21 protein-coding genes are annotated in these 26,193 nt (G+C 63.9%); 16 read left to right on the forward strand and 5 right to left on the reverse strand.

Going from position 1 to position 26,193, the window contains the following annotated elements; all coding sequences use genetic code 11:
• Window positions 1–4 precede the first annotated feature (4 nt).
• Window positions 5–268, reverse strand: coding sequence for a hypothetical protein (locus ACV1FX_RS15915; RefSeq protein WP_473118498.1), 264 nt, complete (start codon window positions 266–268; stop codon window positions 5–7).
• Between the two features lie 69 nt (window positions 269–337).
• Here ACV1FX_RS15915 and ACV1FX_RS15920 point away from each other — a divergent pair, with 69 nt between their 5' ends.
• Both ACV1FX_RS15920 and ACV1FX_RS15925 read left to right on the forward strand, forming a co-directional pair.
• Complete coding sequence (locus ACV1FX_RS15920; protein WP_473118499.1) at window positions 338–1,384, forward strand: Spy/CpxP family protein refolding chaperone; 1,047 nt, start codon at window positions 338–340, stop codon at window positions 1,382–1,384.
• A 100-nt stretch (window positions 1,385–1,484) separates the two neighbouring features.
• Entirely contained in the window at window positions 1,485–1,880 is a 396-nt protein-coding gene (locus ACV1FX_RS15925; RefSeq protein ID WP_473118500.1) for a hypothetical protein, read from the forward strand.
• A 6-nt stretch (window positions 1,881–1,886) separates the two neighbouring features.
• On the opposite strand, the gene ACV1FX_RS15930 is transcribed toward ACV1FX_RS15925, so the two are convergent.
• Together ACV1FX_RS15930 and ACV1FX_RS15935 are read right to left on the reverse strand one after the other, a co-directional pair.
• The gene (locus ACV1FX_RS15930; RefSeq protein ID WP_473118501.1) at window positions 1,887–3,554 is read right to left on the reverse strand and encodes a SulP family inorganic anion transporter; all 1,668 of its coding nucleotides are present in this window, start codon (window positions 3,552–3,554) and stop codon (window positions 1,887–1,889) included.
• A gap of 106 nt (window positions 3,555–3,660) precedes the next feature.
• Complete coding sequence (locus tag ACV1FX_RS15935) at window positions 3,661–4,581, reverse strand: LysR family transcriptional regulator (protein WP_473118502.1); 921 nt, start codon at window positions 4,579–4,581, stop codon at window positions 3,661–3,663.
• 95 nt (window positions 4,582–4,676) lie between these two features.
• Here ACV1FX_RS15935 and ACV1FX_RS15940 point away from each other — a divergent pair, with 95 nt between their 5' ends.
• From ACV1FX_RS15940 to ACV1FX_RS15990, 11 genes are all read left to right on the forward strand, one after another.
• Complete coding sequence (locus tag ACV1FX_RS15940; RefSeq protein ID WP_473118503.1) at window positions 4,677–5,117, forward strand: DoxX family protein; 441 nt, start codon at window positions 4,677–4,679, stop codon at window positions 5,115–5,117.
• A gap of 251 nt (window positions 5,118–5,368) precedes the next feature.
• Window positions 5,369–6,400 (forward strand): TRAP transporter substrate-binding protein, encoded by a 1,032-nt coding sequence (locus ACV1FX_RS15945; RefSeq protein WP_473118504.1) that lies wholly within the window; start codon window positions 5,369–5,371, stop codon window positions 6,398–6,400.
• 7 nt (window positions 6,401–6,407) lie between these two features.
• The gene (locus ACV1FX_RS15950) at window positions 6,408–8,261 is read left to right on the forward strand and encodes a TRAP transporter large permease (RefSeq protein ID WP_473118505.1); all 1,854 of its coding nucleotides are present in this window, start codon (window positions 6,408–6,410) and stop codon (window positions 8,259–8,261) included.
• Between the two features lie 15 nt (window positions 8,262–8,276).
• Window positions 8,277–9,254: a hydroxyacid dehydrogenase gene (locus ACV1FX_RS15955; RefSeq protein ID WP_473118506.1), complete on the forward strand. Its 978-nt coding sequence runs from the start codon at window positions 8,277–8,279 to the stop codon at window positions 9,252–9,254.
• Between the two features lie 242 nt (window positions 9,255–9,496).
• Window positions 9,497–9,784: a hypothetical protein gene (locus ACV1FX_RS15960; protein ID WP_473118507.1), complete on the forward strand. Its 288-nt coding sequence runs from the start codon at window positions 9,497–9,499 to the stop codon at window positions 9,782–9,784.
• Between the two features lie 117 nt (window positions 9,785–9,901).
• Window positions 9,902–11,203, forward strand: a complete 1,302-nt coding sequence (locus ACV1FX_RS15965) for an MFS transporter (RefSeq protein ID WP_473118675.1) — start codon at window positions 9,902–9,904, stop codon at window positions 11,201–11,203.
• A 160-nt stretch (window positions 11,204–11,363) separates the two neighbouring features.
• The gene (locus tag ACV1FX_RS15970; RefSeq protein WP_473118508.1) at window positions 11,364–13,949 is read left to right on the forward strand and encodes an EAL domain-containing protein; all 2,586 of its coding nucleotides are present in this window, start codon (window positions 11,364–11,366) and stop codon (window positions 13,947–13,949) included.
• A gap of 267 nt (window positions 13,950–14,216) precedes the next feature.
• Window positions 14,217–14,681, forward strand: coding sequence for a YidB family protein (locus ACV1FX_RS15975; RefSeq protein WP_473118509.1), 465 nt, complete (start codon window positions 14,217–14,219; stop codon window positions 14,679–14,681).
• 181 nt (window positions 14,682–14,862) lie between these two features.
• Window positions 14,863–15,690 carry a potassium channel family protein gene (locus tag ACV1FX_RS15980; RefSeq protein ID WP_473118510.1) on the forward strand — a complete coding sequence of 276 codons (828 nt, stop codon included), beginning with the start codon at window positions 14,863–14,865 and terminating at the stop codon, window positions 15,688–15,690.
• A 393-nt stretch (window positions 15,691–16,083) separates the two neighbouring features.
• On the forward strand, window positions 16,084–16,677 hold the full coding sequence (locus tag ACV1FX_RS15985; RefSeq protein ID WP_473118676.1) for a hypothetical protein: 594 nt from the start codon (window positions 16,084–16,086) through the stop codon (window positions 16,675–16,677).
• A 300-nt stretch (window positions 16,678–16,977) separates the two neighbouring features.
• Window positions 16,978–17,943: an alpha/beta hydrolase family protein gene (locus ACV1FX_RS15990; RefSeq protein WP_473118511.1), complete on the forward strand. Its 966-nt coding sequence runs from the start codon at window positions 16,978–16,980 to the stop codon at window positions 17,941–17,943.
• Between the two features lie 155 nt (window positions 17,944–18,098).
• Here ACV1FX_RS15990 and ACV1FX_RS15995 read toward each other — a convergent pair whose 3' ends face one another.
• The gene (locus tag ACV1FX_RS15995; protein WP_473118512.1) at window positions 18,099–18,767 is read right to left on the reverse strand and encodes an HAD family hydrolase; all 669 of its coding nucleotides are present in this window, start codon (window positions 18,765–18,767) and stop codon (window positions 18,099–18,101) included.
• A 218-nt stretch (window positions 18,768–18,985) separates the two neighbouring features.
• The gene (locus ACV1FX_RS16000; RefSeq protein WP_473118513.1) at window positions 18,986–19,597 is read right to left on the reverse strand and encodes a TetR/AcrR family transcriptional regulator; all 612 of its coding nucleotides are present in this window, start codon (window positions 19,595–19,597) and stop codon (window positions 18,986–18,988) included.
• Between the two features lie 130 nt (window positions 19,598–19,727).
• Here ACV1FX_RS16000 and ACV1FX_RS16005 point away from each other — a divergent pair, with 130 nt between their 5' ends.
• From ACV1FX_RS16005 to ACV1FX_RS16015, 3 genes are all read left to right on the forward strand, one after another.
• Window positions 19,728–20,960, forward strand: a complete 1,233-nt coding sequence (locus tag ACV1FX_RS16005) for a cytochrome P450 (RefSeq protein ID WP_473118514.1) — start codon at window positions 19,728–19,730, stop codon at window positions 20,958–20,960.
• Window positions 20,961–21,105: 145 nt separating this feature from the next.
• Entirely contained in the window at window positions 21,106–24,786 is a 3,681-nt protein-coding gene (locus tag ACV1FX_RS16010; RefSeq protein ID WP_473118515.1) for an AsmA family protein, read from the forward strand.
• Between the two features lie 265 nt (window positions 24,787–25,051).
• A complete protein-coding gene (locus ACV1FX_RS16015; protein WP_473118516.1) occupies window positions 25,052–26,176 on the forward strand; it encodes a DUF2336 domain-containing protein in 1,125 nt (374 codons plus the stop codon).
• Window positions 26,177–26,193 lie beyond the last annotated feature (17 nt).

A 26,193-nucleotide genomic window follows, 5' to 3' on the forward strand; every position in this document is an offset into this window, starting at 1 on the left:
TGCCTCAATGGTGCGGCACCTTCGGGAGGATGCGATGTTGCGACCGGTCATTGGAATTGCCGCAATAGGGCTTGCCTGCATATTGGCGGGTGCGGCTCTGGCGAAGGGCGGCGGCGGTGGCCATGGTGGTGGTGGTCATGGCGGTGGTGGTCATGGCGGTGGACATGGTGGTGGACATCACGTCGGCGGGCATGGCGGTGGTCATCACGGCGGCGGCCATTTCGGCGGTCATGGCTTCGGCCACGCACATTTCGGCGGCGGGCATCATGGTGGGGCGAGGTTCGCGACCGGCGCCCGACATGGCGGGGCGAGCTTCGGTCAGATCCGCAATGCGTCCGTGCGTCCTGCGAATTTCCGCAATGCGCTGAACGTCCACTCCAGTGCCTTCCGTAACGGCCGGCTGATCAGCAATCCGGCGGCGCGGGCCCAGATCGCAGCCGCTGCCGCACTCGCCGGCTGGCATGGCGCAAGCAGCGGATGGTGGCAGCATCCCGGCGGCTTCTATGGCTGGGTGGGACCGCTGTTCTGGCCGTTCGCCTACAACGACCTCTACGACTACACGATCTGGGGCGATGGTCTCGGCTTCTGGGGCTACGGCTATCCCGACATCTATGCCGGCATCTTCGGCCCTTACGGCTATGACGGCCTCGCAACCTATCTGCCGCGACGTGCATACGGACGACGGCAGGCGAGAGGCGTCGGTCTCGATCAGCTCTGCGGCAGCGATCGCCGCGAGATCATTGGCCTGCCGATCGACCAGATCGCGGATGCTGTGCAGCCGACGGATGCGCAGGGCGCCGATCTCGACGCGCTCGGCAATGCCTCGATCCAGGCGGCCGAGTTGATCCGCACGTCATGTCCAACGCAGGTCGCGGCGACGGCGCCCGGCCGGCTCGCGGCCATGCAGCAGCGCGTCGAAGCAATGGTGAAGGCCGTCGATCTCGTGCAGCCCGCACTCGACAAATTCTACGGCGGGCTCACTGATGAGCAGAAGGCGCGCTTCAACGCTCTGGCCGAAGACCAGCGCCGCGCGACGGCGTCCGGCAACGCCAATTCATCCCTGGTGCAGAATTGCGGTTCGCCTAGCGGGCTCGATTGGCCCGGCGCGGAAATCGAAGCGAGGCTTCATCCCGACGACACCCAGCGCGCCGCGCTGCAAGTGCTCCAGGATACCAGCGCCAACGTCAGCGCGTCGCTCAAGTCGGCCTGCCAGCCCAGCGACGTGATGACGCCGCCGGCGCGCATGGCCGCGAGCCGCAAGCGGCTCGAGACGATGCTCGACGGCGTCAAATCGGTGCGATCTGCGCTCGAAGATTTCTATGCCACGCTGAACGACGAGCAGAAGGCGCAGTTCGAAGCGATCGGGCCACGGCGCACCTCCTGAGCGCGCCGCAAGCCAGCCGGCATGGCGGAAAAATCCGCCTCGCCGATTTCGATCGGATTCAATATGCTGGCGCGACTGCAAGACCACGGGTGGCGGGGCGATGAATTGGTTCGCGAGGCAAAAGCCGTCCGACATCTGGGATGAGCCGGTCCAGTGGCCGATCGGCGACATCGAGGCTGCCGACCGTATCCGCAACATCTGCCAGTCCGCATCCGCGAGCGCGGAACTGGTTGGCGGCTCTGCCGGCCACGGCCGAAAATCGCTGGAGAAGCAGCGCAAGCGCGAAAGCGAGCGCTATGAACGCGCGGCGCGCACCGCGATGGAGATCGCGATGAAGATCTCGGACGATCTGATGCGCGACGACGCTGTCCGCCGCATCATCGATCTCTGCATGAAGGCGGACGACATGAAGACCGCGCAGATCCTCTATCGCGCGATCCAGGCGGGCTGGATTCGGGAGGCCGCGCAGCGGGACTATCCGGCGCTTGGGCTGTGATAACAGCTATTTGGCGAGCGAGCCCACGGCCTCGTTCACACTGTGAAAGATGTGGTCCCGCGGCAGGATATCGAAGATGGCAAAGCGCTCGAACGCGTTCTGCGCGCGCACCGATTCCAGCCGCGCCACCGCGACGGTGACGCCTTGCTCGCGGCAGGCGCGGAAAATGTCCAGCAGGACCTGCGCTGCGGTGAAATCGATCTCGACGATTCCGCTGGCTTCCAACACCAGCAGCTTCGGCGCGGAGTCTTTGAGGAGATTTGCCACGTCGTTGCGGAAGGCAGGCGCATTGAGAAACGACAGTGGCGCCTGCAATCCGATCACGGCGACGTCCGGTAGGCGCTCGCCTGCAATGTGCGGATGTGCCGGCCACCAGATCGTGGTGCCGGGCACACGATCGAACTCGACGAGTTTCGCGCGCGTCGTGCTCCAGATGCCATGCAGCAGCGACAGTACGATGCCGAGGAACGCGCCCTGCTGAATCGGCAGCACGATGATCAGCGCGGCGGTGGCGAGGATCAGCAGGAACTCGCTGAAGGACTGGCGATAGATCGTCGCGATCTGCTTGAGGCGGATAATCCGCAGCGCGACGAACAGCAGGATGCCGCCGAGCGCCGCGTCCGGCACGTGCTGCAAAAGCCCGGTGCCGAAAGCGAGTAGCGCCAGCACGATCAGCGCTGCGGCAAGGCCCGACAGCTGTGACTGTCCGCCGGTCTCGACCACGATGCCCGTGCGCGGCGGGCTGGCATTCACCGGAAACGCGCCGAATACGCCCGCAAGCAGGCTGCCGGCGCCGGCGCCGAGGAAATCGCGGTCGACGTCGGCAGGCTTGTCGGGATCGGAGGGAAACGATCGCGTGGTCGCCGCGGTCTGGACCATCACGACGACAGTGATCACGAAGGCCAGCGGTACGAGGCGCACCCACGCCTCGGGCGCAAGCTCCGGCAAGGTCGGCATCGGCAGCGTGCCCGGGACGGTGCCGACCACCTTCACGCCCTTGGCTTCGAGCCCCGCCCCGATCACGGCCAGCGTCGCCCCGACCAGCCCGATCAACGCGCCAGGGATCTTGGCGCTGATCGTCTCGGCGAGAAAGACGACGGCGAGCACGCCGAAGCCGATGAAGATCGTGTAGGGATTGGACCGGCCGAGCTCGCGCGCCAGCGTGCCGATGCGATCGAGCGTCGGCCCGCCTGGCGCCTCCACCCCGAGCACACCCGGCAGTTGCGAAACGATGATGTGAACGGAGATGCCGGCGAGGAAGCCGACCATCACCGGCACCGACAACAGATTGGCGATGCCGCCAAGGCGGAAGATGCCGCTCGCGACCAGCATCGCGCCGACCATGAGCGCGAGCGCGATCGCAAGCGATTGATATTCCGGCGAGCCGGTCGCGGCGACTGCCGCAAGGCCGCCGGCGAAGATCGGGGTGATCGTGGAATCGGCGCCGCAGGACAGGAAGCGATTGCTGCCGAGCAGCGCGAAGCCCAGCGAGCCCGCCATGAAGGCGAAGAAGCCGATCTGCGGTGCGAAGCCGCCGAGCCGCGCCGTCGCCATCTGTTCGGGAATGGCGATCGCGGCCAGCGTCAGGCCCGCCATCAGGTCTCCCGGCAGCGAATAGGACGCAAGCGACCGAAACAGCGGCCATGATTTGGCAGTGGGAGCGTCGTGCGCCATCAGTTCGAATCCCCGAACGACAATCTTCCGGCATCAAACTACAGCAGCGCCCGCGCAGCAAATTGCGGGCTCTCCTGCCGCAGATGCCCCTTGCGTCGCAGCGTCTTCAGAACAGTCCGCGATCCCAGGGCGGCTCCGGGGAAAAGCGCGCCGCCAGGAAATCGATGAACGCGCGGACCTTCGCCGGTGGGCGACGATCGGGTAAATAGACCGCATGCACCGCCGACGACTGGACCTCCGGCTGGTCGAGCGGCAGCGCCACCAGGGTCCCGGCGCGCAGATCATCGGCGATGATGAAGGTCGGCTGCCGCGCGAGGCCAAGACCGGCGAGGCTCGCGGCGCGCAGCGCATCGCCATTGTTGGCGCGGAGGTTGCCGCTCACCTGGACGCGGATCTCGCCGTCCGCACCGAACAGCCATTCGGCGGCGCTTGCTTGCTGCGACAGGGTATAGCCGAGGCAGTTATGGGCTGCGAGGTCGGCGACGGTGCGCGGAGCGCCGTGTTTGGCGAGGTAAGACGGCGCGGCGCAGACCATGAGGCGGTTCGGTGCCAGCCGCCGTGCCACCATGCTGGAGTCGCGCAAGCGCCCGATGCGGATCGCAAGGTCCCAGCCTTCCTCGGCGAGATCAACCAACCGGTCGTTGAGGCCGAGCTCCGTCGTGACCTTCGGATAGCGCTCGGCAAAATCACCGAGCAGCGGCGCGATCTGCCGTGTGCCGAACACCACCGGCACGTTGATTCGCAACAGTCCGCGCGGCTCGACCCGTTCGGCGGCGACCGCGGCGTCGGCGGCTTCCATGTCAGCCAGGATACGCTCGGAGGATTCGAGATAGCTGCGCCCGGCCTCGGTGATCGACAGCCGGCGCGTGGTCCGATGGAACAGCTTGATGCCGAGGCGACCCTCGAGCGAGGCAACGTGCTTGGTGACCATGGTCTGCGACAGGCCCATCGTCCGCGCAGCACCGGACAGGCTGCCAACTGACGCCACCTTGGCGAAGACTTCCAGGCTGGTCAGGCGGTCGAGCAATAATCTCACTCTCTGGGTGTGAACTATTCTTCCAAAATAGCAGATTATCACCGAAATGAGAATAGATCATAAGGCGGCTATCAAAGGAGACCATCATGATCGATTCCCGTACCGCGCCCTATGCGGCGTTGGTGTTGCGCGTGACGCTGGGCGCGCTGTTTCTCGCCCATGCCAGCTTGAAGTTGTTCGTCTTTACCCCGGCCGGGACCGCAAAGTTCTTCGGCAGCCTCGGCTTTCCGCCCGAGCTCGCCTATCTCGTGATGACCGTCGAGGTGCTGAGCGGTGTCGCCCTGATCCTCGGTGTGTGGACCCGCTATGCCGCGCTCGCCGGCATTCCGATCCTGCTCGGCGCCATCTTCACCGTGCACGGTGCGGCCGGCTTCTTCTTCAACAACCCGAAGGGCGGCTGGGAATATCCCGCTTTCTGGGCCATCGCGCTGCTTGCGCAGGCCCTGCTCGGCGACGGCGCCTATGCGCTGCGTCCCTCGCGTCAGGACGACGCGGTCGGCCAGTTGAGCGGTGCGCATTCGCGCTGATCGCGCACACGGACCGTTCTGCGAAAGATCAAAGATAAAGGCTGCGGGAACCAATCCCGCAGCCTTTTGCGTTGGCGAGCCGCCGACGATCATTATGACTTCGGCATCGATCCATACTTGAATTGGATCAATTGGCACTTTGCCTGACCGAGCACCGCCTTGCCTGTCTTGTCGCTTTGGCCCTACAGTCGATCAAACGGCTGCGGCAACGACTGCGGCACAAATAAAAAAACGCTTGGGGAGAGAGCACAATGCCAATCGTGCCAGTGAGCCGTCGCGCGTTCATCAAATCCTCGACGGCGATAACCGCCGGCCTCGTAGTCTCTCCCGCCATCATCGGCCGCGCCGAAGCCGCGACACTGAAGCTGAAATGCTCCTCGTCGCTGCCGAACGATCCCAAGTTTGCCAACGGCCGCGTCTACTACGACAATCTGGTCAAGAGCCTGAAGGCCAACGGGCTCGGTGAGCAGGTCGAGGTCGCGTTCTTCCCCGACAATCAGCTCGGCCAGGAAATCGACGTCATCAATTCGGTGAAGCTCGGCGTCATCGATCTCATGGTGTCGGGCTCGTCGATCTCGGCCAATCTGGTGCCGCTCGTCGGCACCTTCGACCTCGGCTATCTCTTTGCAAGCTTCCCGCAGCAGACCAAGGCATTCGACGCCGGCGCCGCCAAGCCGATCGAGGATGCGCTGCTCAAGGGCGCCAACATCCGCATCATCGCCTGGGCGTACAATTTCGGCTCGCGCAGCGTGCTGGCAAAGAAGCCGGTGAAGACGCCCGAGGATCTCGCGGGTCTGAAGATCAGGACGCTGCCAAATCCCGTGATCACGGAATGCCTGCGGCTGATGGGAGCAGCGGCGACGCCGCTGGCGTTTGGCGAAATCTACACCGCGTTGCAGGCCGGCGTGCTCGACGGACTCGAACACGACCCGCCGACCATCCTCGCCAGCAAGTTCTTCGAAACGGCCAAGTTCTATGCGCTGACGCAGCACAATTTCTCGCCGCTCGCGATCTACTTCAGCGACATGACCTACAACCGCATGGATCCGAAGCTGCGCGACGGCTTTCTCGATGCTGCGAAGAAGGCGGCGGCCGACACGCGCGCGCACGGTCTTGCGGTTGAGAAGGAGGCGCTGGCGGCGCTGACCGAGAAGGGCGTGACGGTGGCCGAATGCGACCGGGATGCCTTCAGGAAGCGCGTTGCGCCGCAGACGGAGAATTTCATCAAGGCGCGGCCGGAGTCAAAACCCGTCATCGATATGATCCGCGCGACCCAGGCCTGAGATGACGATGACAGCCGCCGCGTCCCTCTCAGGCGGCCGCCGCGGGAGCATTGCCCTTTTGCTGCGCGTGAGTGACGCGATCGCGGCCGTCCTTTTGGCCGCCGACCTCGTTGTGGTCTGCGTCTCGGTACTGCTGCGCTTCCTCTTCAACGCGCCGGTCGAATGGTCTGACGACGTCGCGCGCGGGCTGATGGTCGGATCGGCCTTCTTCGGCGCGGCGAGCGCGCTTGCGCGGGGCGAGAATGTCGGCGTGTCGTTTTTCCGCGACATGCTGGGTCCGAGGCTGCGGGCACTGGTCGATGCCGCCAGCGCGTTGCTGATCGTGCTGATCTCGGCCTACGTCGCGTTCAACGCGATCAAGCTGGGCACGCTGACAGCGGGCCAGACCACCGGTTCGGGGCTGCCGCTGGAGCTGACGTTCTATCCGATGGGGGTCGGCGCGCTGTTCATGACGGTGTTCGCGATCGATCAGCTCTGCGCAAGGCCGCTTCCCGACATCGCCAAGGGCCTCGCTGCGATCGTCGTGGTGACCGGTCTCTATCTCGCCTGGGACGCGCTGCTGCCCGCGTCGGTGCCGTCGTCGGGCACGCTGATGCTGATCGGCTTCTTCGTCACGCTGTTCGGCGGCCTGCCGATCGGCTTTGCGCTGGCGCTGGCGGCGCTGATCTTCATCTGGGTGGAGGGCACGCTGCCCGGCGTCATCTTCGCGCAGCAAATGGCGCGCGGCATCGACAATTTCGTGCTGCTCGCGATCCCCTTCTTCATCCTGGTCGGCTACCTCATGGAAGCCAACGGCATGTCGGTGCGTCTGATTGAGCTGTTACAGCGCGCGGTCGGCCGCATGCGCGGCGGCCTCAACGTCGTGATGGTCACTTCGATGGTGCTGTTCTCCGGCATCTCCGGCTCGAAGATGGCCGATGTCGCCGCCGTCGGCTCCGTGCTCATCCCGGCGGCGCGCCGCTCGCGGCAGAATCCGGGCAGCGCCGTGGCGCTCCTCGCGGCCTCTGCCGTGATGGCGGAGACCATTCCGCCCTGCATCAACCTGATCATCCTCGGCTTCGTTGCGAACCTCTCGATCGGCGGCCTGTTCATGGCCGGCCTGCTGCCGGCGGCCCTCATGGCGCTGGTGCTGATCGCCGTGTCCATCATCTTCGGCAAGCCGCCGGTGACGACCGAGGACGCCGAGCCGCAGGTTCCGGTCTCCGGTCTCTGGAGCGGTGCGATCGCATCCTTCGGCCTGATCTTCATGATCTTCACCGGATTCAAGACCGGTTTTGCGACAGCGACCGAGATATCCGCCTTCGCCGCGGCCTATGCCATCCTGGTCGGCAGCCTCGTGTTCCGGGAGCTGACGCTGAAAGCCGCCGCGCATAGCTTCGTGCAAGCGGCGACGCGCGCCGGGCTCGTGCTCTTCATCGTCGCAGCGGCGCAGTCGCTGGCGTTCACGCTGACCTTGCAGCAGGTCCCGCACGCGGTCGGCGAGTTCATGCTGGGCCTGTCCAAGACCTCGGGCATCTGGCTGTTCATGCTGCTCGCGATCCTCGTCCTGATCGTGATGGGCTCGGTGCTGGAGGGCGCGGCCGCACTGATCATCTTCGGGCCGCTGCTGCTTCCTGTCGCCGTGCAACTCGGCATCGATCCCCTGCATTTCGGCGTCGTGCTGGTGATCGCGATGGGGATCGGCCTGTTCGCGCCGCCGCTCGGTCTCGGTCTTTACGGCGCCTGCCTGATCGGCAATGTGCCGATCGAGCGGACGGTGAAGCCGATCATGGGTTATTTGGGGCTATTGATGCTCTGCCTGCTCGTGATCGCCTTCGTGCCGTCGATCTCGACCGCATTGCCGCGCGCATTCGGCTATTAGAGGGAGTTGTCTATCGTGAAGGTTTTGCTGGCCCACACGCCGGAGATGCGCAGGAATTATTACGGCGAGCGCAGCCTGAAAGGCTTGCAGGCGCTGGCCGAGGTGATCCTGCATGAGGGCGACGAACCGCTCGATGCCGCCAGCCTCGTCCGCGCCGCTGGAAACGCCGACATCATCGTCGCCGACCGCATGACCGAAGGCCGCGGCGAGATCTTTGCGCAATTGCCGCATCTCTCCGCCTTCGTCCGCTGCGCCGTCGACATCCGCAACGTCAATGTCGAGGCAGCTTCGAAAGCCGGCGTGCTGGTGACGCGCGCCGGTCCCGGCTTCGTGCAGGCGGTGGCCGAGCTCGCGCTCGGCTTCATGGTTGATCTGTCGCGCGGCGTGTCGCGAGCCACGGCCGATTATCAGGCTGCCCGCAAGGTAGAGGCGCGGATGGGGCGTCAACTCGCCGGAAGCAAGCTCGGCATCATCGGCTTTGGCAGCATCGGTCGCTATCTTGCCGAGGTCGCAAAGGTGCTGCGCATGGAGGTGCTCGTTGCCGATCCTTTCGTGACGATCAGTGATAGCACGATCAGGCGCGTCCCGCTCGACGAACTCCTGGCGGCATCCGACTATGTCGTCTGCCTCGCCATTGCCAACGAGCAGACGGAAAATCTGATCGGCGCGGCAGCGCTGGCGCGCATGCAGCAGCACGCCGTCTTCATCAACCTTTCGCGGGGCAATCTCGTCGATGAGGCGGCGCTTGCGGCCGCACTGCGCGAGGGGCGCATCGCCGGTGCCGCGATGGATGTCGGCCGCGCGCCGGACCAGATGCCGACGCCGGAGTTGGCGCGGCTGCCAAACGTCATCGCCACGCCGCATGTCGGCGGCCTGACGCCGCAGGCGATCGAGTATCAGTCGCTGGAGACCGTGCGCCAGGTCGAGGCGATCATCAAGGGTGAGGTGCCGCCGGGCGCCGTCAATGCCGAGCGCTGGACGCGTCGTCCATAAAGAGCAGTTGAGCCGGGGCGTGTGCTTACGCCCAAGCGGAAATCCTACGATCAGTCGTGGCGATAACGCTCACACCTGGACCAGGCGTGACCGACACCCCATCATTCCCGCATTTGAACCAACACCAAATCCGGCCACACCAAGACCAGGTAGCGCTCATGACCGCACCCGGTTCTCAGCGCAGCCGATTGACGCGTAACACGCCTGGTCGACAGCCGGTTACTTGATGAACGAATGTTCGTATGCAGTTCTTTCTTTATGAAATCGTCGCCCGCATCGTCGCAATCTATCTTTGCGTCGATTGCTTCCGCACGGTGCGGTCTGGTCTTGTCGAGAGAAAGATCACGGCTTACCGGCATAGTACTGGTATTCTGGACTGGATTGTCGACAGTCTTGCAGGCTTGTCGGCGCAGGTTGTTCACAGAGATACCGCTCCGGTCCAGTACTGGCTGGAAATGGGCCTGCGGACAGTCGGCTTGCTTGCATGTGCGGTCACGGCGATATTTGGTTGGTTTCACCCAAACACCTGAGCATCTGAGGCCTATCGCTGCGCAGCACGCAAGCGTGGCCCGGGCATGCGCGAAAAGCGCTTGACCCGGACATCCCCCGATGATCGGAAAGATCGTCCAGGGATGAAACCAACACAAATGCGGCTTCCGTTCTTCTATGGCTGGGTCGTGGTCGCGGTGACCTTCGTCACCATGGCTATCGGGGTCAACGCGCGCACCGCCTTCTCGCTGTTCTTTCCGTCGATCATCTCCGAGTTCGGCTGGGAACGCGGCGTCACCGCGGGCGCCTTCTCGTTCGGCTTCGTGATCTCGGGCGTGGTCAGTCCGCTGATCGGCCGTCTGATGGATCGCGCAGGCCCTCGTGCGGTGATGGAGGTCGGCGTCGCGCTGATGGGCGGCGGACTGCTGCTCGCGCCGCTGACGAGCCAGCCCTGGCATCTCTATGTCACCATGGGCGTCATGGTCGGTGCCGGCAGCGTTTGTCTGGGCTATTCCGGCCAGTCGCTGTTCCTGCCGAACTGGTTCATCCGCAAGCGCGGTTTTGCCATCGGGATTGCCTTTGCCGGCGTCGGCATCGGTTCGGTGACGCTGCTGCCCTGGGTGCAGCACATGATCGAGCACAATGGCTGGCGCACCGCCTGCACCGCGATGGGACTTCTGCTGCTGATCGCGCTGGCGCCGATTAATCTGCTGCTGCGCAAGCGGCCCGAGGATCTCGGCCTCCAGCCCGACGGTGACGCAGCGCCGTCGGCGAACGCGGCAAAACCAATTTCCAACATCGTCGATCCCGTCTGGGCCGGCACCGAATGGACGCTGAAGAGTGCACTGCGCACGGCGCGGTTCTGGTGGATCGCTCTCGGCTATTTCTGCGGCCTGTACATCTGGTATGCGGTGCAGGTGCACCAGACCAAATACCTGCTCGACATCGGCTTCAGCCCCAGCGTCGCGGTGTGGGCGCTCGGAATGGTCAGCCTGCTCGGCATTCCCGGCCAGATCCTGCTCGGTCATGTCTCGGACCGGATTGGACGGGAATGGGTCTGGGCGGCAAGCTGCGCGGGCTTTGCGATCTGCTTTGCGGCACTGATCGCGCTCAGGTACGAGCCGTCGCTCTGGCTCGTCTATCTCATGGTGTTCGCGCAAGGCGCGCTCGGCTATGGGTTGACCTCGATCATGGGCGCAGTTGTGTTCGAGATCTTTCAAGGCCGGCACCAGGGCAGCATCTTCGGCGCCATCATGTTGATGGCGTTGGCGGGCGGTGCGGCCGGTCCCTGGCTTACCGGCGTTCTCTACGATCTCGGCGGCAGCTACACGCTCGCCTTTGCCATCGCGATGGTCGTCAGCGGATTGTCGGCGCTCTCGATCTGGCAGGCCGCACCTCGCAAGGTGAGGGCGGTCGCCGGCCGGCTGCATAAGCTCCAGGCCGGAACCGGCGGCGGATAGGTTCGCTTTGCCTGGCAATTCCGCGGCTCTTCTTCGCGGAATCTTAATCATGTCTCATCTTGGCAGGCCGACGCCAGGTTGAGCCAACGTCTTGGACACCATCGGACCGCTAGGCTTGCCGCCCTTGTCGCACCAGGTTGCGACGCGCCTGGGTCCAACGATGTCCGCTGACGATTGTCCTGTGATCGGAACTCCGGAAGTCCTGCTGGCTGCACTGGAGCTGGCCGAGGACGGCGTTGTCATCGTCGATGCCGACCGCAGGATCACGCATTTCAACACCGCCGCGGAGCGGCTCTGGAAGCTCCCGCGCGCGGCCGCGCTCGGACGCGACGCCGGCATTCTCGCGCTCAAGTGCCTGCAGGCCGACTCCGTTGTCGATGTCCGTGACGAGATCAGTCTCGTGCGGTGCGACGGCTCCCGGCTCAGGGCGGCGATATCGCTTTCGACCATCATTGCCGACGGCACAACCCATCACGCCGTCTTCGTTCGCGACGTCACCGAGGAGGCCGAACGCCGCGTGCGGATCGGATTGCTCAACGCGGTGTCCGACCAGACCAATCGCGCGGTGATCGTCACCGATCCCGAGCTGAAGATCCGCTACACCAACGCGGCCTTCGCCAACGTATTCGGCTATGGCTGCGATGAGGCCGAGGGGCAGCGCGTGAGCGACCTGCTGGCCGGTCACCACACCAACCGCAGGGCGCTTGCAAGGCTCGGCAAGCGGCTGATGGCGGGTGGCCGCGGCGGTGAAGCCGAGGTAATGCTCTACAGCAGGGATGGCGAGGAGATCTGGGTTGCTGCCAGGATCGACGCCTTCCGCGATCGCAAGGGCCGGGTCAAGCATATCTTCGCCCTGCTCGACGACATCACCGAAACCAAGCAGTTGCGATCGCTCCAGCAATTGATCACCTGCGCGCTGGCAGATGAGCTGCCGATCACGGAGATCGCCGACCAGCTGTGCCGGCGTGTCGAGGAGATCGCGCCCGATGTCGTCTGCTCGCTGCTTCATGTCGATGCCGCCGGCTTCGTGCATCCGCTCGGCGGTCCCAGCCTTCCCGAGGGCTATTCGCGGGCGCTCGACGGCGTCGCGATCGGGCCCGAGGTCGGCTCCTGCGGGACGGCGGCCTATTATGGCAAGCCGGTGCTCACGGTTGATATCGACAAGGATCCGCGCTGGCAGGCCTACAAGGCGATGCCGCTGTCGATCGGCTTGCGCGCCTGCTGGTCGACGCCGGTCAAGTCCAAGGACGGGCGGGTCATCGCCACCTTCGCTTTCTACTACAGGGAGCCGCGCGCACCGAGCCGCTGGCACCGGCGCATCGTCGATGCCTGCGTCAATCTCGGCGCGCTCGCTATCGAACGGAAAGAGGCCCGCGCGGAGATCGCGCGGCTTGCCTATCACGACATCCTCACGGGCCTGCCGAACCGCGTGCAGCTGCGCCACCTGATCACGGCCGCGATCGACGATTGCCGGCCCGGCAGCCACGTCGCGCTGGCGTTTCTCGATCTCGACCATTTCAAGGACGTCAACGACACGCTCGGCCACGCCGCGGGCGACGAGCTGCTGGTCGAGCTGGCGCATCGCCTGCGCGCGCAGATCGAGCCCGGCGACATGCTCGGCCGGCTCGGTGGCGACGAATTCGTCATCCTGCTGCCGAACCGCGATGCCGAGGACGCAGCGCGCGCTGCGATGCGGATCACCGAGGCGCTGGCCGAGCCGCTGCGGATCGGCGCGCAGCAGATGCAGATGTCCGCGAGCATCGGCATCAGCCTCTATCCCGATCACGCCACCGACATCGATACGCTGATGCAGCAGGCCGATGCGGCGATGTACAAGGCCAAGCAGGCCGGACGCTCCACCCATCGCTTCTTCAGCGCCGACATGAACGGGCTCGCCGAGCAGCGGCTCGTCCTCACCGCGGCGCTGCGCCGCGCCATCGCCGAGGACAAGCTCAGCCTGCGCTACCAGCCGCAGATCCGCACCGCCGACGGTGCCATCCATGGTGTCGAGGCACTGGCGCGCTGGCATGACACCGATCTCGGCGACGTTTCGCCTGCCAAGTTCATTCCGCTCGCAGAGGAATGCGGCTTGATCGAGCAGATCGGCCTGTGGTCGATCCGCGAGGCCTGCCGCCAGATGGCGAGCTGGCGCCGCGCCGGGCTCGACATCCCCAGCGTGTCGGTCAACCTCTCGCCGATCAACTTCCGCAATGTCCTGCTGGCAAAGCATGTGGCGAACGTCCTTGCCGCGCACGATCTGCCGCCAAACGTTTTGATGCTCGAGATCACCGAGGGCGCGTTCATGCAGGAGCGGGCGGTTGCGCTCGAGACCATGAAGGCGATCCGCGCGCTCGGCGTCGGGCTGTCCCTGGACGATTTCGGCACGGGCTATTCCAGCCTGAGCCGGCTCGCGCATCTGCCGATCCGTGAGCTGAAAATCGACCGCAGTTTTATGCGCGACATCGAAGCTGATGCCGGTGCGCTCGCCATCGCGACAGCGGTCGTGCGTGTCGGTCAGGGCCTCGGCATGACCGTGGTTGCCGAAGGCGTCGAGACCGAAGCGCAGCGCAAGGTGCTGGCCGAGCTCGGCTGCGACGTCGTGCAGGGCTTCCTCTACGCACCGGCGTTGACGCCCGTCGCATTCGAGCGCTGGCTGATCGAGCACGGCGCCGAGCAGGCGAGGGCAATGCGCGAGCATCTCGACCCCGCGCACGCCGATGCGACGCTGGTCAAGCGTACGGCCTGACGGCAATAATGCCTGGGCCGTGTGCTCATCAAGGCAATGTCACCATTTGACGGCCAAGCAGAAAGTAGCCGCTCCGATTGAGCTTGCCGTTTTTGACCCGAACGGGCAGGCAACGGCGACAGCCCGAAGAACATCGCTTCATTGATTCAGATCAAGACCGCGCCTGTCAAAGGCCCACTACGGTCGACCGGATCAATCCCGTGGCGATTTCAGATGCGCGGATTGGGGAATCCATGAGCTAAAACTGTCGATCACAAGGAGGGTGAAATGAGCCGTGGCATGCCATCGATGACTGCGCTCCTTGGAATGCTTGCCCTTGCGGGATATCAGAACCGGGACAAGCTGATGGAAATGTTCAACAACGCGACGGGCGCCTCGTCCAAGCCCGGCGGCGGACAGCCGCAGGCGCAAGGCGATCTGTCGAGTGTCTTCGGCGGTCTGCTGGGCGGTGGAGGCGCCGGAAGCCTTCTTGGTGGCGGTCTCAACGAGTTGTTCGATCAATTCACGAAAAACGGGCAGGGCGACGCTGCCGAGTCATGGGTGGGTCCTGGCCCCAACAAGGAAATAGCGCCTCCTGAGCTCAAGCAAGCGATAGGTCAGGATGTCTTGGCGACGCTGGTAAAGCAGACCGGATTGTCGCAGGAAGAGCTTCTTGCCCGACTTTCGCGGGAACTGCCAACAGCCGTCGATAAATATACGCCGGACGGTCGTTTGCCTCCTCGGGACGCCTGATCACCGCATAGGGAAACAGCAGGATGAGCATCGTATGGACCGTCGTTGTTGTATGTCTGGCGGGCGTCGTTGCGAAGATCACTATGCCCGCAAGCAATGAACCCGTTGTCGGAGCGGTCATCCTGCTGGTGATATGCGGAGTCTTTGCCGGGAAGCGTCGAGCTGTTTGATCTGATCGGCCATGGCGCTTCCTCACACCCCGGATAAAGATGGGTTGCTCGACTCTGTCGCGAGCCCATTTGAGCTACTGAAGACCGGGATTCGGCAACTATATGAGGGAGAATCTTCCGTCGGCGTGCGGTTCAGGTACGCCTTGCTCGTGCTCGACATCGTCACGGTCTTGTTTATCATCGTGACATCGTTCCTGCCTCGCAGCCGGGCCATTGAATCGCTCGACCTGGTGTTCGGTGCCCTGATCCTTGCGGATTTCTCGGCGCGCTTGATCATCAGTCGACATCCGCTGCAGGAGCTCGTCCGTCTGTCGACATGGACGGATATCGTCGTGATCATTTCATTTCTTGCGCCGCTTGCCGGAGAAGCCGGCGGCTTCCTGCGCACGCTTCGAACATTGCGCTTGCTCCGCGACGTTCGGATGGTGGCGCGGCTTCGCACCGACAGCTCCTTCTTTCGGCAAAATGAGGAAGTTGTCTTTGCCGTGGCAAAGCTCGCCGTGTTCATTTTCGTGATGACGGGAGTCGTCTACGAGACTCAGAAATCTCACAACAAACAGATCGCCAATTACGCCGATGCGCTCTACTTCACGGTCACGGCGCTGACCACGACCGGCTTCGGCGACATCACCCTGCCGGGAACGATTGGTCGCCTGATAACCGTTGTCATAATGATCTTCGGCGTGACGCTTTTCCTGAATCTCGCCAAAGCCCTGTTGGCGCCGGCCAAGGTGCGGTTTCCGTGTCCGGTCTGCGGCCTGCAGCGCCATGATATCGATGCCGTGCATTGCAAGGCGTGTGGCACGGTATTGAACATTCCTGACGAAGGCTCCGACTAGTCACATGCCGCCATGGTTGCGGAAGGCGTCGAGACCGAGGCGCAACGCAAGGTGCTGGCCGCGCAGGGGTATCTCTGTGCGCCGGAAAGTCGTTAGCGCCAACTTCATGACTATTATGGGTTACCCCACTGGCCGCACCATCGCGAGGTGCTAGTTTGAACCAACGCCAACACGACCGGACGCGAGGCAGACATGCGTACGTCGTGGCACCTAACCGCAATACACACAGCCATCACGCAGGCGGCGATTGACCGGTCCTGCTCGTCGCCTGCAATCGATGGAATTGCGGCAGCTACCGGCGCTGTCGGCGAGGCGTTGATTCCGATCTTTAGAGAATGCGGCCATGGCAGCCAGAAATGGCGCGGTGGTACCTCACACTCCAAAGGAGGGAGCATGTGCAAATCTGTCCATTGGACGTTCGTCGCTGCGCTGGGGCTTGCTTTTATCGGTGCAGCACTCAGACCAGTTGCAGCCGAAGAGCCTTACAAGGCTCAGCTCGACATGTTGCGCAAATCGCTGGAGAAATATCAAGACTACAAGGTAGCAGTGCGCGACAACTACTTGTCGACGGTAGCCTGCGTGCATTACTCGGGCGAGAAAATGCCGCACCACATGGAGTATGGCAAAGGCGCGATGGGAGTGCACTTTGCCAATCTCACGGTGCGGGGCGCTCCCGATCCGATGAAACCCAACATATTGATCTACGAACCGGTGGGCAATGAATTGAAGCTCGTGGCTGTTGAATGGCTGGTGCCTCTAACGGCAGATACCAAGCAGCGCCCCTCTCTCTTTGATCAACCCTTCATGGGTCCAATGGAGGGACACGAACCACTCATTCCAAAGGAGTTCGTGCATTATGATCTGCATGCCTGGCTGTTCAAGGATAACCCGCTCGGCATGTTTGCGCCCACGAACCCGAATGTCAGCTGCGAGGGCTACGACTTTTCGCTGCTGGAAAAGCCCACCATGATGGTGCCTGGCCCATAAGCAATCCTGTACTCGGAGCCCTGGTGCAAAGAAGCTCGAATGGCCGCGCAGGTCCGCTGTGACTTTCCTCGCGGCCATCGACCGCTACGTTTGACCGGAATCCATGGCAGCGACGTCGAAGTGATCTAGTAAGATTCCCTGCGCCGCATGAATCAGGGAGTACCCCAAGCCGAACAGCGTTCAAGCCGTTGTCATGTCGGCTATCGGGAGTAAACCCGACGCCGGCCCGCACTTGCCTGCGGACATAATTTGGCCGGCGTTTCTTCGCTTGCTCCCACTTTCAACGCTTGGGAGACTTACTTGCGCAAAGCATTTTGGTCTTTAATTGTTGTGCTTTCTTGCTTGGCATGTCCCGCCGACGCCGCCGGTATCCAGCTTTTCAACCATGGTCCTAACTTGACGGGCGCGATCTGGTATCCATGCGAGGCCAAACCGAAAAATGTGGAGCTTGATGATCTGGGGGTGGGCGTCGACTATGGTCTCATCGGTGTGAAGGATTGCCCCGTCACTGGGGCAAAGCTGCCGCTGATCATCGTATCCCACGGTTATGTCGGATGGTTCGGCGGGCACCATGACACGGCAGCTGCGCTAGCGGATGCCGGATTCGTCGTCGCGGCAATCAATCATCCGGGCGACAACGCGAACGATTCCGCCAAAAAAGACGATCTGTCATCCTTCGTGTTGCGTCCGACGGACATGGTCCGCCTGCTCGATTTCATCCTTCAAGACTGGAAAGATAGGGCCGTCGTCGATCCCGCAAAAATCGGACTGTTTGGATTCTCAAAGGGAGGCTACACTGGGCTGGCACTGATCGGCGCCGCACCGGACTTCGGCCGTTATGCGCGCGGTTGCACGGATGCGTCGAAATTTTGCGAGCAACTTAGAAGCGGCGACATTCCCGCCTTGGTGCAGGATGCGCGCATTCGCGCCGCTGTGATTGCCGATCCGATACCCGGTTTCTTCACGCGATCCAATCTGGCTGCGATCAGGATTCCGGTGCAGTTCTGGCGAGCGGAGGTGGGAATCGGGGTTATCGATCCGGAGGGCACGGCGCGGGTCGCCCGTGCGCTACCGGGAAAGCCGGAGGTTCACAGCGTGCTTGCCAGCCACTTTGCTTTCCTGGCGCCGTGCTCGCCGCAACTCAAAGCCGCGCTGCCTCGCATCTGCACCGACAAACCCGCGGAATTCGATAGGTGGGCGTTTCATCGCGAATTTAATGAGAGCGTTGCGCGGTTCTTCCATGAGCAACTGGCTGAAGGCAACTAACGGGCACCGCCATGGCTCTGACGGATAAGTCGGCTTCTGGCCCATCGCGATATTGCGGTTGCACACAGGCGTCAGTGCCGGGGCGAACCGGGCATCGGCGAAGATTTATGAGTGCGTGGCCCGGTCACTTCTGCTCACGCGCGACACAGCAGAAATCAGACGCATAACAGCTTCTCTGCCAGTTCGAAGAAAGTGCGGACTCTCGTTGTAGCGGGAGGGAGGTCGATCGGGGCAATCATATCCGTATCGAACCAGTAGGCGTGCCGAAATCCGGCGGCTAATGCGCCGCGTACATCTGCTCGTAGGTCATCCCCCACAAATACCGCAAACTGTGCTTCAACACCAACTTGCGTCAGTGCATGGCGGAATATCCTTGGATCTGGCTTCCGTAACCCAACCCGTTCGGAAACAACGACCGTATCAACGAGATCCTCCAGTTCCAGCGCGTTGACAACAGCGAGCTGCATGTCTGAGCGGCCGTTGGTGACAATGCCGAGTTTGAAGGCGTTATGCCTAAGATCGCGCAAGAGGTTAGCCGCTCCCTGCCGCAGGCGACACTCTTTCGGAAATGAGAGCAAATAGTCGTTGAGAAGGTCGTCGCAGGCGTGACGTGCTTGCGGAAACTCCTGGCTCAAGGCCTGGTAGACCTGATCCTTCCAGACTCTCCCCCGCTCTTCGAGTTGAATGAAACGTTCTGTGAACCGGCAGGCGTCGGCTTCCCGCATAGCCAGGACTCGCCGTGCCTGGGAATGGATGAAGACTTCAACACTGGCTGTACGATCATGGAGCGTGTCGTCCAGATCGAAGAAGACGGCACGCTGCATTGCATCTCGCTGCGTCATTGAATTCCAGATGATGCAATTATGGTTCAGGTCATCGATGTCGGCAATTGGCCAAGACCGACATGTACCCACACCGCCTGACGAACATGCGAGATGCCGGGCGAGTTCGACGTTGCAGTGCGTGCGCGTTCAAGCGAGCGAACGGTCTGGATCGGTCAGGTCGGTTCTCGGGCTATAATCGACAAGTCCGAGCAATTCTGTCAGTCCGACGTCAACCCCGTCCTGCGCCGCAGATCCGTGATCGCGCGCAAAAAGCTGTCGGCCGGTGTCGTCTCCGGATCGATCAGCCGGTGCAGTCGAAAGCCATCTTCCAGCGCGAGCACGACAGAGGCCATCCAGGGCGGGTTCAGCGTGTCGTTCCGGCCGTTGCTGTTCAGCGTGGCCTCGACGATGTCGGCGATCAGCTTGCGCCGCGCGCGCAGGCGCTTGGCGAGCTCCGGCCGGCGTTTCTCGGCGCGCGCGACGAAGAGGATCATCTCGATATGCAGGAGCGGGGAGCGAGCGAGCGGGTCCTGCCGGGCCCGATCCATCGCCTTCAACGCGGCGATGAAATCATCAAGGTTCTTGTGCTGCGCGAGCAGGTCGAGGTTGCGCCGGATCGACTGCTCGACGTGATCCTCGATCATGGCGATGATCAGCTCGTCCTTGCTCTTGAAATTGGAATAGAACGCGCCGCGTGTGAAACCGGCGGCAGCCGCGATCGCCTCGATGCTGGCGCCGCCGATGCCCTGGTCCTCGAACACGCGCGCGGCCGCCTCGAACAGCTTGTCGCGGGTGTCGTCGCGGGTCGGTCTGGTTCTCACTCTTGACACCGCTGCATTTTAGTTAAGAATGCAACTCGATACAATAATGTATTGAGTTTCAGATTTTGGATGGCCACGCCGCACGTTTTCCGGCCCCGCGGCGTGTTCGATGTCATGCGGCGAACGGTTTGAGGTCACCATGAACGAGCATGCGCAGCCGGCGGCGAGCGATCCGCTGTTCAATCCGCTGGCCCCCGACTTCATCAGGGATCCCTATCCCCATTACGAGCGGCTGCGCTCCGTCGATCCGATGCATCTGACCCCGTTCGGCTCGTTCGTCGCCAGCCGTCATGCCGAGGTGAGCCTCGTGCTGCGGGACAAGCGCTTCGGCAAGGATTACGCCGAGCGCTCGAAGCGCCGCTACGGTCCGAACATTATGGAGGAGCCGGTCTTCCGGAATTTGGGCCACACGATGCTCCAGGCCGATCCGCCGGATCACACCCGGTTGCGCGGCCTCGTCGTCAAGGCCTTCACCGCGCGGCGTGTGGAGGACATGCGGCCGCGAATCCAGGAAATCGTCGATCAGACGCTCGATGCGATGATCGATCGCGGTCAGATGGATCTGATCGGGGATTTCGCCTTCCGTCTGCCGGTCACGATCATCTGCGACATGCTTGGCATCCCGGAAGAGCACCGCGAGGGGTTCCACAAGGGCTCGAGCGATGGCGTGCGAATCCTGGACCCCGTCCCCTTGACGCCGGACGAGATCAAGCAGGGCAACGCACGCAACCTGATGGCGCAGATGTATTTCCAGCAATTGTTCGAACTGCGCCGCCGCAATCCGGCAGACGACCTCACGACCCAGCTGGTGCTGGCCGAGGAAGACGGCAACAAGCTCACCAACGAGGAATTGACCGCGAACATCATGTTGCTGTTCGTGGCCGGCCACGAGACCACCGTCAATCTCATCGGCAACGGCCTCCTGGCCCTGCACCGCAATCCGGACCAGCTCGCCCTGCTCAAGGCCCGGCCGGAGCTGATCACCAACGCGATCGAGGAGTTCTTGCGCTACGATTCCTCGGTGCAGATGACCGGGCGCGTCGCCCTGGAGGATATCGCCGACCTCGGCGGCAAGCGGATCCCCAAGGGCGAGACCGTGCTGTGCCTGCTGGGCTCGGCCAACCGCGATCCGGCGGTCTACCCTGATAGGCCCGACCGCCTCGACATCGTCAGAGAGAACGTGAGGCCGGTGTCGTTCGGCGGCGGGATCCATTTCTGCCTGGGCGCCCAATTGGCGCGCATCGAGGCCGAGATTGCCATCAACACCCTGCTCAGGCGGCTGCCGGGCTTGCGGATCGACGACGTCGAGAACCCCGAATGGCGGCCGACCTTCGTGCTGCGCGGCCTGAAGCGGCTGCCGGCGAGCTGGTAGCGTTAACCTCCGCGCGCAACAGTCGCTGTGACATCGCCACACTTGCCCCTATATAAGGGGCTGTTCCGGCGCGGCTTAGGCTTCGATTTGGCTTAGACGTAGGCTTGGGTTTGGCCCGGGTGCCGGTTTGGCCGAGGGGAGACCCGTGCAGACGACGCTGCTCGGATTAGCGATTGCCTTCATCATTGCGCTGCTGGCTGCGCTGATCGGGCCTTACTTCATCGACTGGAACCAGTTCCGGCCCCAGTTCGAGGCGGAGGCGAGCCGGATCATCGGTGTCCCGGTGCGGGTTGCCGGCCAGCTCGACGCGCGGCTGTTGCCGGCGCCGACGCTGCGGCTGCGCTCTGTTACCTTCGGCGGCAACAACGACCTCGGCAAGCTCCGCGCCGACAAGCTCGACGTCGAGTTCAGCCTCTCTTCGCTGATGCGCGGCGAATGGCGCGCCACCGAGCTGACCGTCAACGGCATGGCGGCCGATCTCGGCCTCGACGCCAAGGGCCGGGTCGACCTGCCGTCCACGGCGAGCGGCACCTTCAACCTCGCCTCGCTCGCGATCGAGCGGCTTAACCTCACCGGCCGCATTGCTCTCCACGATGCCGCCAGCCGCTCGACGCTGGAGCTCAGCGACATCGCGTTCGCCGGCGACGTCCGCTCGCTTGCGGGCTCGGTGCGGGGCGACGGCAACGTCACCGTCTTCGGCACGCGCTATCCGTTCCGCGTCTCCTCCGGCCCGAGCCCCGACGGCACCGCCACCCGTCTCCACATCAATATCGATCCTGGCGAGCGCGCGATCCTGGCCGATCTCGAAGGCGTGCTCGCTTTTGACGGCCGGCTGCCGAAATTCGACGGAGCGCTCACGCTCGCCGTGCCTCCGCCCAAGGAGACGTCAAAGGACAAGCAGGGAGCACCCGCGCCGACGCCTTGGAAGCTCACCACGAAGCTCAAGGCGGATCCGTCGCTTGCGAAGTTCGACCAGATCGAGGCGAGCTTTGGACCTGAAGACACCGCGCTCAAGGTCGCCGGCGTCGGCGACCTCAAATTCGGCGACGCGCCGTTGTTGCGCGCGAATTTGGCGGCGCGGCAGCTCGATGCCGACAAGCTCACGGCCAAGGACAATACCGAGCCGCTGCGCATCCTGCCGGCGCTGCGCGCAGGGCTCGCCGCCATTCCGCAGGCGCCGATCCCGGCGCAGATCTCGTTCAGCTCAGAGCAGATCATGCTCGGCGGCCGGCCGCTGCAAAACATCGCCGCGGAGTTGCAGACCGACGGCAGGTCCTGGACCTTCCAGCGGCTCGATCTGCGCGCGCCGGGAATGACGCAGGTCGCGCTCAACGGCGCCAGCCCCGGCTTCGACAGCTTCAGCGGACGGCTCAGCATCGAATCGTCCGATCCCGATACGCTGGTGGCCTGGCTTCAGGGCCGCAGCGAGATCAATCGCCGCAGCACCAAACCGTTGCGCCTGAACGGCGACGTGACGGTCGCCGCCAACCATCTCGCGATCGACAAGCTGAAGGCCGAGATCGAGGGCGGCGCGGTCGAAGGTCATATCGCCTTCGTGCAGACCGCCGCCAACAAGGGCTCGCGGCTTGACGCCGAGCTGAAGGCCGACCGGCTCGATCTCGACGCTGCCGCAAGCTTCGTGCGCGGCCTTGCCGGGCCGCAAGGCGAATGGCCGGACGAGGCAAGGCTGTCGCTCGATGTCGGCCGCGCGATCTCGGCTGGGCAGGAGCTGCGGCCGTTCGCCGCCAAATTCGGCTATAGCCCGACCTCACTGGCGCTGGAGCAATTGCAGTTCGGCCAGGCGAGCGGGGTGACGACGGAGGCAAGCGGCAGCTTTGATCGCGCGCACGCGACCGGCAAGCTGACGCTGAAGTCGGCGGCCAATTCCCTGTCTCAGCTCACGGCCCTGATCAACCCGATCGCGCCGGTGCTCGCTGCGCGCTTCGATCGCCTCGAGGCGCCGCCGGGGCCGGCGCGGCTGAAGCTCGATCTGAGCCTGGACAAGAACGCCGAGCAGGCCGACCGCACCAATGCGCGTGCCGCGCTCGATCTCGATGCGCCGCAGTTGAAGGGAACGGCGACGCTGTCGGCGCAGGCACCGGCAGCGGCGATCAACGGCCTCGATCTCGACAAGCTGCGCAACAGCGACTTCACGCTGGATTCGAAGCTCGCCGCGCCGCAGGCGAGCTCGCTGTTGGCGCTGTTCGGTCTCGACCGCGTGGTCGCGGCAGGCGAGGGGGCTTCGCAGGCGGAAAGCAAGGTGAGCGGCGTCTGGGGTCGGCCGCTTCAGCTCAATGCGAAAATCGCGGGCGGCGGACTGGATGCGGACGCGCAGGGCAGCTTCGAATTGTCCTCCGCCGATCCGAAGGCCAGCGTGAATTTGCGCGTGCGCAATGCCAACCTCGCGCCGCTGTTCGGGGTCGCTGCGGGCGAGAAATCGGCACAAAACGTCAACCTGTCCTCGCGCCTGAGCCTGTCAGGCAACAAGCTGACCTTCGATGATCTCGACAGCAGCGCCGCGGGATCGCACCTGCGCGGGCGTCTAGCGATGACGCTGGATCCCGAGAAGAGCATCGACGGCGAGGTCGGCCTCGATACGCTCGATCTCGTGCCGGCGCTGGCGGTGGCTATCGGCGCGACCGGGCGCGATGCAGACCAGCCGCTTGCGGCAGGGCTTGTCAACGGCTGGCGCGGCCGCATTACCTTCCAGGCGCTGCGTGGCGGATTGCCCGGCGGCATCGAGGTGCGGCCTATCAGCGGCACGATCCGCAATGACGGTCAGTCGCTGGCACTTGATTCACTGAAGGGCGGCATCGGCGGTGGCGAGATGACCGCCAGCATCGATGCACGCGATAGTCCCAACGGTCTGTCGTTGAACGCGCGCATCCAGCTTGCCAATGTCGATGCGACAGTGCTGCGTTATCGCAATCTCGCCGTCCCCAAGGGCCGCGCCTCGGTGCAGGCGGCGCTGTCGGCCCAGGGCCGCAGCATTGCGGCACTGACCGGCGCGCTCGCCGGCAACGGCACCGTGACGTTGGAGTCGGCCGAGCTCGCCGGGCTCGATCCGCGCGCCTTCGAGCTCGCGATCCGGGCCAGCGATGGCGGCCAGGTCGCTGACGACGCAAGGCTCAGGCAGCTTGTCGAGCCGGCGCTGTCGGCAGGTCCGCTGGCGATCGGCTCGGCGCAGATCCCCTTCACGATCCGCGACGGGCGCCTGCGCGTCGGCGCGACCACGCTGGAAGCCAAGAACGCCCGCGCCATCGTCTCCGGCGGCTACGACATTCCCGCCGACCAGGCCGACATCCGCGCCAGCCTCACGCCGATCATGACCGGCCTCTCCGGCGCGCCTCCGGAGATCCAGCTCTTTGCGGCGGGCCCGCCGGACAAGCTCAACCGTACCGTCGATCTCACGCCGTTGTCCTCGTGGCTGGCGGTGCGGACGATCGACCGCGAGACGCGGCGGCTCGACGCGATCGAGCGCGGCGAGCCGCCGCCGGCGACCGCGGCAATGCCGCGACTCGTGTCACCCGACGCCGCGCCCGAGCTGCCAGCGCCAACTGATGTGCCGCTGCCCGGCCGCGATCCTCGCCGCGCCCAGCCCAAATCCAAAGGCGAGCCCAAGGCGCCTACACCGCGGCCGCCGCTGGCAGCACCGGCTGCGCCAAGCCCCTCAGTCTCAAGTCCTTCGGTTTCAAGCGCGCCGCTCGCGAGCCAGCAGGTGGCGCCGCTTCCGCCGCCGATCGAGGTCAGGCCGGCACCTGGTCCTCCACCGCCGAGGCCCAAGCCGAAACCGCCGCTGGTCCTGGTGCCGCAGTCCAATCCGTAAAGACCGGCGTCCTCCGCTGTCTGTCCCTTCTCCACTTGCGGGACAGCAACGCGCCGCGCGCTTGTTGCGATTGACCTTGATCCGCCAGCCCCGGGCGTTGCGCTGGCGTAAAACCATTCGCAAAAATTTTAGCGAATTTTGCTCGGAAAAACTGCTTTGCCGATTTTACCGAATTCTCGCGTTTGATGGCTAGCGTGGTTCCCAGAGGAATTCGGCATCCTGCCAAGCGGACAGGACGGCCCGCCAAGAACTGGGGACATTCGCCATGAATGAAGCGAAATCGCTTCTGCAGGATCTGGATGACGCGATCGCGCGCGGCACCGACGAAAGCCGTGCACGTGCGTTGTGGCATGCGACCGACCTGTTGATCACCGGCCGCTACAGCGCCGACGAGATCAGCATGTTCGGCGAGGTGATCGGAAAGCTCGCCGACGAGATCGAAGTGGCGGCGCGGGCCCAGCTCTCCGATCTGATGGTTGCCTGCGATCACGCCCCGCTCAACGTGCTGCATCAGCTCGCCTTCGACGACGAAATCGCGGTCGCCGGCCCCGTGCTGCGCGAGTCCAACCGGCTCGACGAGAAGATGCTGATCGAAAATGCACTGACCAAGGGACAGAACCATCTGCTCGCGATCTCGCAGCGCAAGTCGATCGGCGAGGCCGTCACCGACGTGCTGGTCAAGCGCGGCAACCAGGAGGTGGTGACCTCGGTCGCCAGGAACGAGGGTGCGCGCTTTTCCGGCTCCAGCCTGCTGCACATGGTGAGGCGCGCCGATGGCGATTCGATCCTCGCCGAGCAGCTTGGCCTGCGCAAGGACGTGCCGCGGCACATCTTCCAGCAGCTCATCGCAAAAGCGTCGGAGGACGTCCGCCGCCGGCTCGAGACCGAGCGCCCGGAGATGATGTCGCAGATCCAGAGCTCGGTGACCGACGTCACCGGCGACCTGCAGTCGAAGTTCGGACCTTCGTCACGGACCTATTTCGTCGCCAAGCGCGTGGTGACGACGCAGTACCGCCAGGGCAATCTCAACCAGGATTCGATCTCGAACTATGCGCGCCAGCACCGTTTCGACGAGGTGCAGATCGGCCTGTCGCTGCTGTCGGCGCTGCCGGTCGACGTGATCGAACGGGCGCTGATGGACCGCAATCGCGAGATGCTGCTGGTGCTGTGCAAGGCGCTGAATTTCTCGTGGGACACCACCATGTCGCTGCTGTTCCTCGGCGCCAAGGACCATCTGATCACGGCGCGAGATCTCAAGGACAATGAGCGCGACTTCGGTCGCCTCAATATCGAGACGTCGCGCAGCATTCTGAAATTCTATCAGTCGCGCAAGAACAGCACGACGGCTGATCCGGCCGCGGGCCGTCAGCCCGAGCTTCAGATGCACTGAGCAGGGAATTGGCAGGG

The organism is Bradyrhizobium ingae (assembly GCF_055791185.1).